Origin of the sequence: Streptomyces sp. CB01635, assembly GCF_002803065.1 — a bacterium.
Lineage (GTDB): Bacteria > Actinomycetota > Actinomycetes > Streptomycetales > Streptomycetaceae > Streptomyces.
In genome coordinates this window covers 64,164-78,421 of sequence record NZ_NNBL01000013.1, presented here as the reverse complement: position 1 = coordinate 78,421, position 14,258 = coordinate 64,164, and the positions used below count along the sequence as shown (strand labels likewise).

The window sequence follows — 14,258 nt, the reverse complement described above, 5'->3', positions numbered from 1 at the left end:
CACAGCCCGATGCGGACCGCAGATCTGACGCTGGACACCGTCGTGCGCCTGCTGAGTGAGAACGAGGCGAGCGCACGGCAGACCCTGAGCATGGTGCCGTCGGAGACCTCCATGTCGGGGCTGGCCAAGTTGCCCATGCTTCTCGACCCGTACCACCGCTACTTCTTCAACGAGGGCGACGACCCCGACCGCTGGCACTTCCGTGGCGCGCAGCGGCTGCGCGACCTGGAGATGGAGCTGACCATCCCGCTCCTGCAGGAGCTGGGCCGGGCCTCGTACGCCTCGGTGCGACCGCTGAGCGGTCTGAACGGGATGACGCTGGTGCTCGGCGCGCTCGGCGGCGAACCGGGTTCCACGGTCGTCACCGTCTCCCCGGAGCAGGGAGGCCACTACGCGACGCCGCAGGTGGCCGCCCGGCTCGGCCTCGACGTGGAGTTCCTGCGCGGCCCCGACCCGCACTCCCTCGACCTCGAGCACGCGGCCGAGCTCCTCGCCCGGGTGCGTCCCTCGCTGGTGTACGTGGACCAGTCGCACTGCCTGTTCCCCGTCGATGTGAAGTCCTTGGTGGAGACGGTGCGGGAGGCCTCGCCCGGCACGCTGGTGCACGTGGACGCGAGTCACTGGCTCGGCCTGGTACTCGCGGACGCGTTCCCCAACCCGCTGGACCAGGGCGCGGACAGCTGGGGCGGCTCCACCCACAAGACGTTCCCCGGCCCGCAGAAGGCGGTCGTGCTGACGCGGGACCCACAGGTGGAGCAGCTGATCCGCGACGCCCAGGACTTCCTCATCAGCAACCACCACTTCGCCGCGACCATCGCGCTGGGCATATCGCTGCTCGAGTTCCGCGAGTTCGGCCCCGCCTACACCCGGGCGGTCCTGGAGCACACCGGCCGCTTCGGCAGGCTCCTGACCGAGCGGGGCCTGACCGTGGTCGCCGCCGACCGCGGCTACTCCGCGGGGCACCAGCTGTGGCTCGACACGGAGGCCGACGGCATCGCGCCGAAGGACGCGGCCGCCCGGCTCTCCGCCGCCAGCCTCAAGGTCAACTTCATGGCCGGGCTGCCGGGGTTCACCGGGCAGGGCGTGCGCATCGGCCTCAACGAGGCCACGTACCAAGGGCTTTCGGGTGACGACATCGACGAGCTCGCCGACATCTTCGTGGCGGCCGTGCGCGACACCGAGCCGGCCGCCCTGCTCGCCGAGCGCACGGCCGCGCTGCGCACCCGGACCCCGTTCGGCGCTTGTGCGGCCGATGGCAGTCCGCTGCTCGCCACGGCTCTGGACCTGTGCGAGGGCGCCCTGCGGCGCACCGGCGCGGCCGCCGGGCGTCCCCTGACAGAGGCGTCCCGGTGAGCCGGCCGGTCATCGGCATCGCCTCGTACCGCGACCGCGCGCGCTGGAACATCTGGGACACGGACGCGACGGTGCTCCAGCAGGGGTACGTCGACGGGGTGCGCCGGGCGGGCGGCCGTGCCGTCGTGCTGCCGCCCGACGACACCGACGCGGACGTGGTGGCCCGTCTCGACGGGCTCCTGCTGCCCGGCGGCGCCGACGTCGACCCCGCGCGCTACGGTGCCGCCCGCCATCCGCGCACGGACACTCCGTCGGCCGACCGGGACGCCGGGGAGCTGCTGCTGCTCGAGGCGGCGCTCGCCGCGGGACTGCCCGTCCTCGGGGTGTGCCGCGGGCTCCAGCTGCTCGCCCTCGCCTACGGCGGCACCCTGCACCAGCATCTGCCCGATCTGGTCGGGCACAGCGGCCACTGCCCGGCCGAGGGCGTCTTCGGCCGGCATCCCGTGCACCTGGTGCCCGGCAGCCGGGCCGCCGCGCTGTACGGGGAGCTGGCCGAGGTCAACTCGCACCACCATCAGGCCGTGCTCGATCCGGGCGGCCTGCACGTGACCGGACGCGGCGACGACGGCGTGGTGGAGGCGGCCGAGGACCCGTCCAGGCCGTTCGTCCTCGGCGTCCAGTGGCACCCCGAAGTCTCCGACGACCGGAAGCTGTTCGCGGCGTTCGTCGCGGCCTGCACCACCCGGTCGCTGCACACAGCGGCAACCGTCTGACCGCGCCGGCACCGTGACGCCGGTGCGGCGGCACGTGCCCTCGCCCGACCGGGCCCCGTACACCTCACCGTAGGACTTTGCCAGGAGGGCAACCGTGCACACTCACGTCCGTCCCGTCGGCGGCACACTGGTCGACATCCTGCGCGACCGGGCGGACGCCACTCCGCACCGCACCGCCCTGGAATTCATCCGCGACGACGGCAGCGAACACGCCGTCGGCTACGCGGCGTTGGACCGCCGGGTGCGCGCGGTCGCCGCCGCGCTCACCGAGCGAGGCCTGCGTGGCGAGCGCGTCCTGCTGCTGTTCCCGCCGGGCGAGAACTATGTGACGGCCTTCCTCGGCTGTCTGTACGCGGGCGCTGTCGCCGTGCCCGTGTATGTGCCGACCGGCAAGCGCGGCCTGTCGGCGGTCCTTGCGACCGGGGCGGACGCGGGCGCCGTGCTCGCGCTGAGCAGCCGCGAGGTGACGGACGCGATCACGGCCTCGTACCCGGAGCTGACCACGTCGGGGCTGATCCAGTGGCTGGTCACCGAGGACATCGCGGATGCGGCGGCCGACGACTGGCCGGGCGCGGGCCCCGCGCCCGCCGACCTGGCCTTCCTGCAGTACACGTCCGGGTCCACCGGGACGCCCAAGGGCGTGATGGTGCGGCACGACAACCTGGTGCACAACTCGGCGTCCATCAGCACCGCCCTGGGCGTCGGTCCGGACAGCCGGGGCGTGAGCTGGCTGCCGCCGTATCACGACATGGGCCTGATCGGCGGCATCCTGCAGCCCTTGTACGCGGGTTTCCCATGCACCCTGATCTCCCCGATGGCGTTCGTACGCAGCCCGTACCGCTGGCTCGACGCCATCAGCAGGCACCGCGCGACGGTGTCGGCGGCGCCCGACTTCGCGTACGGCGAGTGTGTGCGCCGCATTCCCGAGGACAAGCGCGCCGAGCTCGATCTGAGCAGCTGGCAGCACGCCATGGTGGGTGCCGAACCTGTGCGGCCCGCGACCCTGGACGCCTTCGCGCGCGCCTTCGCGGACAGCGGGTTCGACCGGTCGGCCTTCCACCCCTGCTACGGGCTCGCCGAGGCGACGTTGTTCGTCACCGGCGGCGCGCCCGAGCGCGGCGAGCCCCGGGTGCTGCGCGCCGACCGTCGCGAACTGGAGCTGGGCCAGGCCGTGTCGGCCACCGCGGGCAAGGAGAACAAGGAGAACGCTGCTGTGCTGACGGGCTGCGGCCGGTCGCGCAGCGAGGACGTCGTCGTGGTGGTGGACCCGGCCGAGGGCCGTGCGTGCCCGCCCGGCGGGACCGGCGAGGTGTGGGTGAGCGGCCCGACCGTCACCGCGGGCTACTGGGGCCGGCCCGAGCTCACCGACGAGGTCTTCCGCGCCACCCTGGAGTCCCACCCGGGGCGGCACTTCCTGCGCACCGGTGACCTCGGGTTCACCCTGGGCGACGAGCTGTTCGTGACCGGCCGCGCCAAGGACCTCCTGGTGGTGCGCGGCCGCAACCACTACCCGCAGGACATCGAGCAGAGCGCCGAGCACGCCCACCCGCTGCTGCAGCCGACCCGGGCGGCGGTGTTCTCGCACGACGACGGGGCCGAGGAGCGGGCCGTCCTGGTGCACGAGGTGGTCCGCGGCTTCGACCCCGAACGCGCCCCCGAGGTGATCACGGCGGTCCGCAAGGCGGTGACGGCCGAACACGGGCTCTCCCTGCACGAGGTGGTGCTGGTGCGGCCCGGAGCGATTCCCCGTACCACCAGCGGCAAGGTGCGCCGCAGCACCTGCCGCGAGCGGTGGCTGGACGGCACTTTGCAGCCGATCGCGACCGGCGGCGCGGACACCGCGCCCGACGCCGGGGGCGGTGACATGCCCCCGGTGTCGCGGGCGGTCGCCGAGGTCGTCGCCCTGGAACTCGACGTGCCCGCCGAACAGCTGCCGCCCGGTGTGCCGTTGGTGGTCCTCGACCTCGACTCGCTGCGGGCCGTGCGGCTCGCCGAAGCGGTGCGTGAGCGCTTCGGGCTCCGGGTGTCCCCCGCCGAGCTCCTCGACGGGCTGACGCTTGCGGGCCTGAGCGCCCTCGTCGATGCCGTCGACGACGTGGCCGAGGCACACGTCGGCGCCGACGACACCGAGGCCGCCGACGGGCCCGCGAGCCGGGCGCAGGAGTGGATGTGGCTCCTCGACGCCATGGGCGGCGGCGCGGCGTACCACGTGGCGGGCGGCATCGACCTGCACGGCCCTGTCGACCCGGAGTTGCTGCGCGCGAGCCTGGAGGACCTGGTGGCGCGCCACCCGGCGCTGCACAGCGGTTTCACCTCCGACCCCGAGGGCACCCTGCGGCGCACGCCGCTCGCCCCCCGCTCCTTCGAGCTGCCGGTGGTGGAGCCGAGCGCGGACCGGGACGCCCGCGCAGTCGCGGCCGCACTCGCCCGGGAGCCGTTCGACCTGGCGGCGGGGCCGTTGCTGCGCGCGGTCCTCGTGCGGGCCGGTGCGCGCGAGTGGACGCTCGCGGTGGCCGCCCACCACATCGCGGTGGACGGCTGGTCGCTGGGTCTGCTGCTGCGCGAACTCGGGATCTGCTACCGCGACCGGCTCGCGGGGCGCAGCCCGTCGCGCACCGTCGTCACGGTTCCCGCGCCGAAGAGCGCGGGCGACGACGGCGAGGCCGCCGCGTTCTGGCAGGAGACCCTGGCCGGGGCGCAGGCGGTGTCGCTGCCGCTGGACCCGGCCCCGCACCCGAGCCCCTTCCAGGGCTCCGCCCTGCCCTTCACCCTGCCCGCGCCGGTGGTGGCCCGGCTCAAACGCTATGGGGCCAAGCGCCGTTCGACCCTGTTCATGGTGATCCTCACCGGCCTGTCCGCTGTGCTGAGCCGGTGGACCGGCCAGCAGGACCTGGTGGTCGGCGCCGTTACGGCCGGCCGCCACCGTCCCGGCAGCGGTGACCTGGTCGGGCTGTTCGTCAACACCCTGCCGTTGCGCGTCGAGGCCTCCGGTGACCCCGCCTTCGGCGAGCTGCTGTCCCGGGTCCGCTCCTCGTGCCTGGCCGCCTACCGGCACCAGGACCTCCCCCTCGAGGAGATCGTCCGGCTGACCGGCGCGGACCGCGCCGACGGACGGGCCCCACTGGTGCGCGTGGCGCTCGCCCTGCAGAACCTGCCGGTGGCGCCCTGGCAGTCCGGCGAGGTGCGCGCCGAGCCCTTCGAGCTCCCTTCTCCCGGCGCGCAGTTCGAGCTGTCGCTGCATCTGACGGAGGAGAGCGACGGCAGCCTGACGGGCCACGCCGTCCACGCCTCGGACCTGATCTCCGCACCGAGCGCGCGCCGCATCCTTCAGGCCCTGACGCTGGCCCTCGAAGCCGTGCCGGGGCCGCCGGGGGCGGCGGCGACGGATCTTCCGATGCTCACCTCGCACGAACTCGACCGGGTGGTGGGTGAGTTCAGCGGCTCGGACACGCCGCTCGACGACGGCCTGGTGCACGCCGGTTTCGAGCGGCAGGCCCGGCTCACCCCGAACGCACCGGCCGTCGTGTGGGACGGCGGCGCGCTGTCGTACGCACAGCTGGACGCCCGGGCGAACCAGCTGGCCAGGCGACTGCGCTCCCTGGGCGCCGCCCCCGACCAGGTGGTGGCGGTGCACCTGCCGCGCTCCCCCGAGCTGGTCGTCGCGCTCCTTGCGGTCGTCAAGGCGGGCGGTGCCTATCTGCCGCTCGACCCGGACCACCCACGCGCCCGGCTCGCCCTGCAACTCGCCGACGTGACCCCGTCGCTGCTGGTGACGTCGCGGGATGCCGCGCACGGCGGAGCGGGCGAACTCGCGGCAGGCTCGCCCGGGCTGACGCTCGTCGAGATCGACGACCCGGCCCTGGCCGAGCTGCCGGACGGCCCCCTCGACGAGGTCGCGCGGCCGGACAACCTGCTGTACGTCCTGCACACCTCCGGCACGACGGGCACCCCCAAGGGTGTGATGAACCAGCATGCCGGCGTGGCCAACCGGATGGCCTGGATGCAGGCGAAGTATCCGCTCGTGGCCGGGGAACGCGTGCTGCACAAGACGCCCGTCGGGTTCGACGTGTCCGGCTGGGAGATCTGGTGGCCGCTCGGCCACGGCGCGACGATCGTGCTCGCCCGGCCCGGCGGCCACCAGGATCCCGGGTATCTCGTGCGGTCCGTCGTCGACCACGCGGTGACGACCTGTCACTTCGTGCCGTCCATGCTGCGCGTGTTCCTCGACGAAACCACGGCCGCGACGGCCGGGGGGACGCTGCGCCGGGTCGTGTGCAGCGGTGAGGCACTGCCGCCGGACGTGGCCGCCCGGTTCCACCGTCTGCTGCCGGGCGTGGAGCTGCACAACCTGTACGGGCCGACCGAGGCCGCCATCGACGTCACCGCGGAGCAGGTCGAGCCCGGCTCGACCGACCGGCCCCGGCTGCCGATCGGACGCCCGGTGCCCGGCGTACGCCTGTACGTGCTGGACGAACGGGGCAACCCCGCGCCCGTCGGCGTGCCCGGCGAACTGCACATCGGCGGCCCCCAGGTGGCGCGCGGCTACTTCGGGCGGCCGTCGCTGACCGCGGCCGCCTTCGTCCCCGACCCGTTCGGCTCCGGGGGGCGGCTCTACCGCACCGGCGACCGGGCGTGCTGGACCGAGGACGGCACCCTCGACTACCTCGGCCGCACCGACCACCAGGTCAAGATCCGCGGGCAGCGGGTGGAGCCCGGCGAGTCGGAGGCGGTGCTGGCCAGGCACCCGGCCGTCGGCGACGCCGTGGTCGTGGCCCGCCGGCAAGGCGGCGAGACGTATCTGGCCGCCTACCTGGTGGCCGCGGCCGGCGCCGAGCAGCCGGACCCGGCACAACTGCGGGAGCACCTCTCTCTCAGCCTGCCACCGGCGATGATCCCTTCGGCGTACACATGGCTGGACGCGCTGCCGGTGGGCGCCAACGGAAAGCTGGACCGCGACGCGCTGCCGGAGCCGGACCAGAACCTCGCCGGCGGCGAGCACGTGGCGCCGCGCGACGCGGCCGAGCAGCGGGTGGCCGAGGTGTGGTGCGAGGTCCTGGGCCTCGAGGAGGTCTCGGTGACAGCCGACTTCTTCGCGCTCGGCGGGCACTCGCTGCAGGCGACCCGGATCGCACTGCGGCTGCGCGAGGCGTTCGGGGCGGAGTTCTCGGTCGCCGACCTGCTGACCGGAGTCCCCACCGTGGAGCAGACGGCACGGCTTTTGACGCAGCGCCAGGTGGCGGAGAGCGACCCGGAGGAGCTGGCCCGGCTCCTCGACCAGCTGTCCGGGCTGTCCGACGACGAAGTGGCCGACCTGCTGCAGCAGCAAGGCTGACGGTGGGGAAAGGAGACACCGGCCCATGGCCGTGACACTCAAGGACGACTTCGCCGAACGGGCCCGCCTGGAGGCGCGGCTGCTCGCCCGGCGCAGGGGCGGAGCGGCGCTGCCGCTGCTCGACCGCCCCTCCGGGGCCGAGTGGCACTTCGCCGCCTCGCTGGGCCAGGAAGGCATGTGGCCCTCCCTGGCGACGACCGCGCGCCAGCCCCTGATCGTGGGCGGGCTCAGGGTGTCGGGGCCGCTGGACACCGGGGCGCTGCGCGAGGCGTGGCAGGCTCTCGCCGAGCGGCACGAGACGCTGCGCAGCGCCTATCGGACGGTCGACGGCACGCTGACGCAGGTGGTCCCGGTCCGCGCGAGGCCGGTCATGGAAGTGGCCCTGGCCGACCCGGCGGCGGCCGCCTCGGTCGCGGACGACGAACTGGCCCGCCCCTTCGACTTCGGCCGGGGCCCCGTGGCCCGGCTGCGCGTGCTGCGACGCGCGTCCGGCGAACACCTCGTGGTGGTGTGCCTGCACCACCTGGTCGGCGACGCCCGGGCCCTTGAGGTGGTCACCACCGAACTCACCGCGCTCTATGCCGGCGCCGTCACGGGCTCGCCCGTAGAGCTGCCCGAACTCCCGGCACAGTACGCCGACTTCGCGGCCTGGCACCGGGCGCGCGTCGAAGGTGAGCACGGCGGACGGACCATCGCCTACTGGCTGGACCGCCTGGCCGGCGCCGAACCGGCGGCGCTGCCCTGCGACGGGTCCCAGGACCCCTCGGACGTCGCGGGTCGCACCCGGTCCTTCCCCCTGCCGCCGGAGCTCTTCGCCCGGCTGCGCGAGGTGGCGGCCCGGCACCGCACCACGTTCTACGTGGTCGGGCTCGCGGCCTTCCAGATCCTGCTCGCGCGCTGGTCGGGCGAGCGGGACATCTGCGTGCGGGCACCCGTCTCCTACCGCGACCGCAGCGACGTGCACGGCCTGGTCGGCGACTTCTCCAACGACGTGGTGGTGCGCGCCGACCTGTCGGGACACGTGACGCTGGCCGAGGCCGTGGAGCAGGTGCGGGCGAGCACGGCCGACGACTTCGCCCACCACGACGTACCGCCCCACGTGGTGGCCTCGCGCATGGCCGATCCCACCCTGCTGGAGCGGCTGTTCCACGTACAGTTCACCGCGGAACGCGAGCACGACCTCGGCGCCGCCCGACAGCTGGGCCCGCTACGCGCCGAGCCGTTCTCCCCCACGGCCGAAACCGTCGCGCGCCCGCTCAGCGTCCGCCTGCGCCACGACGACCACGGCGGCCGCGTCATCGTCGCCCACCGCTCGGGCCTCTTCTCCGACGAGCGTGTACGGGCACTCCAGCGCGACTATTTCGCCCTGTTCGAGGAGATCGCGGCGTATCCGGGGCGGCCGGCAGTGAGTTGACCCGATGCTCACTCCTCGGCAGCCGATCGGGCCGCGTGTTCAAGAGTGAGCGGAGTTCGGCGGGCGAAAGGGTCACGCTCCCAGTGCGAGGAGGCCCTCATCCGAGGTGCCCGGTTGCTGTCGCGGAGGAGTGGGACTCATGTCGGCTACGAGGCGGGTGCACATCTACCCTTTCGAGGGAGAGGTCGACGGCCTTGAGATCCACCCGAAGTTCGCGGAACTGAGGGAGACCGACCCGCTCGCCAGAGTGCGCCTCCCGTACGGCGGCGAGGGGTGGATGGTCACGCGGTACGACGACGTGCGCGCCGCCAACTCCGATCCCCGGTTCAGCCGCGCGCAGATCGGTGAGGACACCCCCCGGACCACACCACTGGCCCGCCGCAGCGACACCATCCTCAGCCTCGACCCGCCGGAGCACACACGGCTGCGCCGCCTGCTGTCCAAGGCCTTCACCGCGCGGCGCATGGGCGCGATGCAGTCCTGGCTCGAGGAACTGTTCACGGGGCTCCTCGACGGCGTGGAGCGCACGGGACATCCGGCCGACATCGTGCGGGACCTGGCCCAGCCGTTCACCATCGCCGTGATCTGCCGGCTGCTCGGGGTGCCGTACGAGGACCGGGGCAGGTTCCAGCACTGGTCCGAGGTCATCATGTCCACCACGGCGTACAGCAAAGAGGAGGCGATGTCGGCCGACGCCTCGATCCGCGCGTACCTCGCCGACCTGGTGTCGGCGCGCCGGGCCGCGCCCCACGACGACCTCCTGGGCGTGCTGGTGTCCGCCCGGGACGACGACGACCGTCTCACCGAGGACGAGCTGATCACGTTCGGGGTGACGCTGCTCGTGGCCGGGCACGAGACCTCGGCCCATCAACTGGGCAACATGGTCTACGCGTTGCTCACCCATGAGGATCAGCTGTCCCTGCTCCGGGAGCAGCCCGAGCTGCTGCCGCGCGCGGTGGAGGAGCTGCTGCGGTTCGTGCCCCTGGGCAACGGTGTCGGCAACGCCCGGATCGCCCTGGAGGACGTCGAGCTGAGCGGTGGCACGGTGCGCGCGGGTGAGGGTGTCGTGGCCGCCGCGGTGAACGCCAACCGGGACCCCCGGGCGTTCGACGACCCGGACCGCCTCGACATCACCCGGGAGAAGAACCCCCATCTGGCGTTCGGCCACGGGGCGCACTACTGCCTCGGTGCCCAGCTCGCCCGCATGGAGCTGCGGGTGGCGATCGGCGGGCTGCTGGAGCGCTTCCCGGGGCTGCGGCTCGCGGTGCCCGCGGACCAGGTCGAGTGGAAGACCGGCGGACTGTTCCGGGGCCCGCAGCGGCTGCCGATCGCATGGTGAGGGGAACCGGCATGGCACAGGAGCAGAACACACGCTGGCGGATCGAGGCCGACCACGGCGCGTGCATGGGCACCGGCATCTGCGCCGGTGTCGCACCGGACGTCTTCCAGGTGGTCGACGGGCGGTCCGTGCCGCCGGCCGGAGAGGTGCCGGCGGACGAGAACGTGCTGGACGCGGTCGAGTCCTGCCCCATGGAAGCGCTGCGGGTGCGGGACGCGGTGAGCGGCGAGGTGCTCGACCTGTCGTGACGGTGCGGGCCTGCGCGGCGCTTCTCAAGTGGCTCTCCAGCGGAATTCGAGTGGGGTGTGGCAGGAAAGGACTACGGTCGGACGGGTATAGGCACCGCCCGGCTGGAGACGGGTCCCGCGGTACGCCGGGGATTCGCCCACGTGTGCCAATCCCCTTGCGCCGCAATCCAGTTGCACGACTTGCGCCGACTTGACACGATTCATGGGGACATATGAGTATCCCTTTGGATTCAGGAATTCCGTATTCCGGTCCGGTTTTTCGCACATTGCGACAAGGAGAGCCCGAATGAAGTTCGCGATCGTCATCATCGAGAACGCCGAGTCCCGGCGTCAGATCCAGGAGGACCGCGCCACCTACCGCAAGGCGATCGAGGGCTGGATGGGCCAGCAGGCCCAGGCCGGTGCCCTCGTGGGCGGCGAGGCGTTCGAGACCGAGTCCCTCGCCCCGGTGACGGTGCGCCGGGAGGCCGACGGCACCCGTAAGGCCGTCGAGGGCCCGTTCGCGGGCGCCGACGAGACGCTGGGCGGTTACATCCTCGTCGAGGCCGCCGACCGCGACGCCGCCGTGGAGATCGCCAAGTCGTGGCCGAACCCCGAGACCCTCGAGGTACGGCCGCTGTGGGTGGCCGAGTAACCAGCCGGTCCCACCGGCTCCGACCCGCGTCCGGGCACGCCCGGCCGCGGGTTCAGGCCTGTAGGCGCTAAGGAGAGGCTCGCCATGACGGACGGCGCGATGCACACACGCGCGGCGGGAGACGGCGCGGGCCGGCTGCGGCCCCTTCTTGACGCCGTGCACGACACGGCCTGCCAGGTACGGACCCGCCGCCCCGACTACTTCGAGCACCGGCCGCTGCGACTGCCCGCGGAACTGCTCGCGCACCACGGCACCACCCCTACCGCGCTCGCCCAACTCATCGGCGATTCCTATGAGTTGACGATCGAACCGGTCACCGATCCCGCGGACTGCACCTCCGTGGACCGCCTCGCGGCCGCCCGCGCACAGCACACCGGCACCACGCCCGGCGACCGCGGCGCTCAGCGCGCGCCGCAGCCCGGCGAACTGGCGGCCGTCGCCCGCGAGCAGAGCGAGCTGCGCCGCGCCGCCGAGCGGGACGCCGCGCGGATCGGTGCGGCGGCGCCGTTGCGGGTCGGGGTGCTCGGCGGCGTGCTGCCGTATACCGCGGCGGGTGTGCGCGAGGAGGGCGAGCCGCCCGTCGTCCTGGTGAACGCGCTCGGCATGGGGACCGCGCTCTGGCACCCCCTGATGGCGGCTCTCGCGCCCACGCGCCGCGTGCTGACCTGGGCGCCACGGGGCACCGCGGCGGGCACCCGGCCGATGCGCCTGCGCGACCAGGCCGACGACCTGGCGGCGGTGCTCGCCGCCGAAGGCGCCCGGGACTGCCATCTGGTGTGCTGGTGCAGCGGGCCCAAGACGGCCATGGAGTTCCGTCGGCGCCGCCCCGAGTCCGTGCGGTCGATGGTCTTTCTGCACGGCTCCTTCCGGCACACGGGCGATCCGGCCGGCCTCGAACCCGACACACCGTACGAGCGCAATCTCGAGGAGCTGTGCCGCGCCGTCGTCGCCCGGCCCGCCCTGGCGGCCCGGCTGCGCACCATGTTCACCGGTCAACCAGCCGAGATATCAGGGGACTTGACCGCGCATCGGTTCGCCGACGAGGTCCTCGCGCTGCCCGCGCCCGCCCTCGGCGCCGAGCTGCTGCGCCCCTTCTCGGACGACGCCGTCCTGGTCGCCTATGCCCGCCAGCTCCTGGACTACTGGGCGTACGACGGTCTCGCGCACGCGGCCGACGTACAGGTACCGGTGCTGTGTGTGAGCGGTGAGTTCGACCGGATCGCCTCGCCCGAGCGGCTCGCCCTGGCCGCGGACCGCTTTCCGGACGCCCGCCACGAGCGCCTGGCCGGCGCCACGCACCACTCCATGTACGACCGCCCGCGCGAGGTCGCGCGGCTGCTCACGGACTTCTTCACGGAGGCGGTTCGGCCGCGCTCAATTGTGAGCGGCGCCGCACGGTGACGCTGCCTAGCGTCGGACACCAGGGGTCCCAAGGCCTCTTCACCAGTGCGACGAAGGAGACAGAGCGATGACCGACGCGGCGAGCCAGGCCCAGGGCGCGTTTCTTCCCGCCCACAGCGGGCCTCTCGGTTCCGGCTCAGACCTGCTGCACTCCGGGAACGCGGGCTTCATCATCCACCGGGCCGGCCAGCTCAACCACGCGTTCCGCGCCCAGGGGCGTCAGTTCGCCACGGATCTGGTCGGCCACCTGAACAAGGTGGTGGAGGGCGTCGCCACGATCGTGGTGCACGAGGAGATCCTCGGCACCGCCGACCGGCTCCACTGGCTGATCCACATGAAGCAGCCCAACGACTACAGCCGCTTCCTGGAGATAGCCGACCACGACCGCAGCTTCAAGGAGATCACCGAGGCCGACCGGATCGCGGCTGCGGAGGGCGCCGGCAACTGGGAGCGCATGTTCGTCGAGGGCTCCTTCCAGGAGCGGGTGTACGTCCCCCAGCACGGCCTGGACGAGCACGACGACGACCACGACCACCACGACGAGCCGTCGGACACGTTCGTGCCGCCCGCCCGCCACCAGACCGGGCTGCCCGACAGCCGGATGCGCAGCTCCGTGGACAGCGGCCTGACGATCATCCGTACGGCGCAGACCGCGTTCCGCTTCCGCACCGAGGCCCGCGAGTTCGCGTTCGCCTGGGCCTCCGAGGTCAACCGGGCGCTCGGCGGCGAGCTGACGGTCTACCTCTACGAGGAGACGTTCGGCCAGCAGGACCGGATCCACTGGATGATCCACCTCGACAGCCTCGACACCTACCGCAAGCTGACCGAGCTGAGCCGCCACGACGCCGACTACCAGGCGCTGTTCGGGCGGCAGTTCGTGCCCGACTTCAAGGGCGGTGGCGGCTGGGAGCAGACGTTCGTGTCCCCCACCATCCAGGACACGGTGCTCACGCCGCTGCACCCCGGCGCGCCCGCCTGGTTCTGAGCGGGGCGGACGCAGTCGTGACGGCCATCGGCCCGACTCACCGCGGCGTGCGGCTCACTGCCGAGCCGCACGTCCTGCGCGCCACTCTCACCAGCCCGGACGGCCTCAACAGCCTGAGCGGTGATGCCCTGGACGCGCTGGGGGCCGCCCTGGACCGGGCCGAGGCCGACCCCGAGTGCCGTGTCCTGCTCCTCGAGGGCTCGGGCGGCACCTTCTGTACGGGCCTCGACTTCGAGGAGGCCGCCGGCGATGCTGCGGGCGGCGCCTCGCAGGCCGGCCGGGGCGGGGCCGAGTTCCTCGCTCTGATGCGGCGCTTCGGCGAGACACCGCTGGCGGTCGTGGCCTGCGTCGACGGCCGCGCGGCCGGCGGCGGCGTGGGGCTCGCGGCCGCCGCGGACCTGGTCATCGCCACCGAGCGCAGCGAGTTCAGCCTGCCCGAAGCGCTGTGGGGCCTGGTGCCCTGCTGTGTGCTGCCCGTTCTCGTACGGCGTACCGGCTTCCAGCCCGCGTACGCGATGGCCCTGAGCACCCAGCCGGTGTCCGCGCGCCGGGCCGCGGACTTCCGCCTGGTGGACGAGGTGGTGCCGGACCCGGATGCCGCGGTGCGCCGCCTCCTGGTCCGCCTCACCCGGCTCGACCCGGCGACGATCGGCGAGCTCAAGCAGTACTTCCGGGCCATGTGGTTCACCACCGAGGACACCGACGCGTTCGCCCTGCGTGAGTTCACCCGGCTCATCGACTCGCCCGTCGCGCGACGCCGTATCACCGACTACACGACAACGCGGCGGCTCCCCTGGGAGAAGCCGCGGCCCTGACCGGGGCCGAAGCCAGGAGGGACG

Annotated in this window: 10 protein-coding genes; all 10 read left to right on the top strand. The window is 73.2% G+C overall.

The annotated features are described in order from the left end of the window. The first annotated feature begins 9 nt into the window (after positions 1 to 9). The 10 genes from CG723_RS27635 (at position 10) to CG723_RS27590 (ending at position 14,234) form a co-directional block, all read left to right on the top strand. A complete protein-coding gene (locus tag CG723_RS27635) occupies positions 10 to 1,353 on the top strand; it encodes a hypothetical protein (RefSeq protein ID WP_100596223.1) in 1,344 nt (447 codons plus the stop codon). Next, the gene (locus tag CG723_RS27630) at positions 1,350 to 2,066 is read left to right on the top strand and encodes a gamma-glutamyl-gamma-aminobutyrate hydrolase family protein (RefSeq protein ID WP_100596222.1); all 717 of its coding nucleotides are present in this window, start codon (positions 1,350 to 1,352) and stop codon (positions 2,064 to 2,066) included. The genes CG723_RS27635 and CG723_RS27630 overlap by 4 nt, the downstream gene beginning before the upstream one ends. A 94-nt stretch (positions 2,067 to 2,160) precedes the next feature. Further along, positions 2,161 to 7,398: a non-ribosomal peptide synthetase gene (locus CG723_RS27625; protein ID WP_100596221.1), complete on the top strand. Its 5,238-nt coding sequence runs from the start codon at positions 2,161 to 2,163 to the stop codon at positions 7,396 to 7,398. 25 nt (positions 7,399 to 7,423) lie between these two features. Then, a complete protein-coding gene (locus CG723_RS27620; protein WP_100596220.1) occupies positions 7,424 to 8,812 on the top strand; it encodes a condensation domain-containing protein in 1,389 nt (462 codons plus the stop codon). 139 nt (positions 8,813 to 8,951) lie between these two features. Continuing rightward, on the top strand, positions 8,952 to 10,151 hold the full coding sequence (locus tag CG723_RS27615; protein WP_100596219.1) for a cytochrome P450: 1,200 nt from the start codon (positions 8,952 to 8,954) through the stop codon (positions 10,149 to 10,151). Positions 10,152 to 10,162: 11 nt separating this feature from the next. Next, entirely contained in the window at positions 10,163 to 10,399 is a 237-nt protein-coding gene (locus tag CG723_RS27610) for a ferredoxin (RefSeq protein WP_100596218.1), read from the top strand. Positions 10,400 to 10,685: 286 nt separating this feature from the next. Continuing rightward, complete coding sequence (locus CG723_RS27605; protein WP_100596217.1) at positions 10,686 to 11,033, top strand: YciI family protein; 348 nt, start codon at positions 10,686 to 10,688, stop codon at positions 11,031 to 11,033. Between the two features lie 84 nt (positions 11,034 to 11,117). Next, entirely contained in the window at positions 11,118 to 12,434 is a 1,317-nt protein-coding gene (locus tag CG723_RS27600) for an alpha/beta fold hydrolase (protein ID WP_100596216.1), read from the top strand. 67 nt (positions 12,435 to 12,501) lie between these two features. Continuing rightward, positions 12,502 to 13,419, top strand: coding sequence for a DUF6039 family protein (locus tag CG723_RS27595; RefSeq protein ID WP_100596215.1), 918 nt, complete (start codon positions 12,502 to 12,504; stop codon positions 13,417 to 13,419). A gap of 17 nt (positions 13,420 to 13,436) precedes the next feature. Then, positions 13,437 to 14,234 carry an enoyl-CoA hydratase-related protein gene (locus CG723_RS27590; protein ID WP_199841918.1) on the top strand — a complete coding sequence of 266 codons (798 nt, stop codon included), beginning with the start codon at positions 13,437 to 13,439 and terminating at the stop codon, positions 14,232 to 14,234. The last annotated feature ends 24 nt before the right edge of the window (positions 14,235 to 14,258 follow it).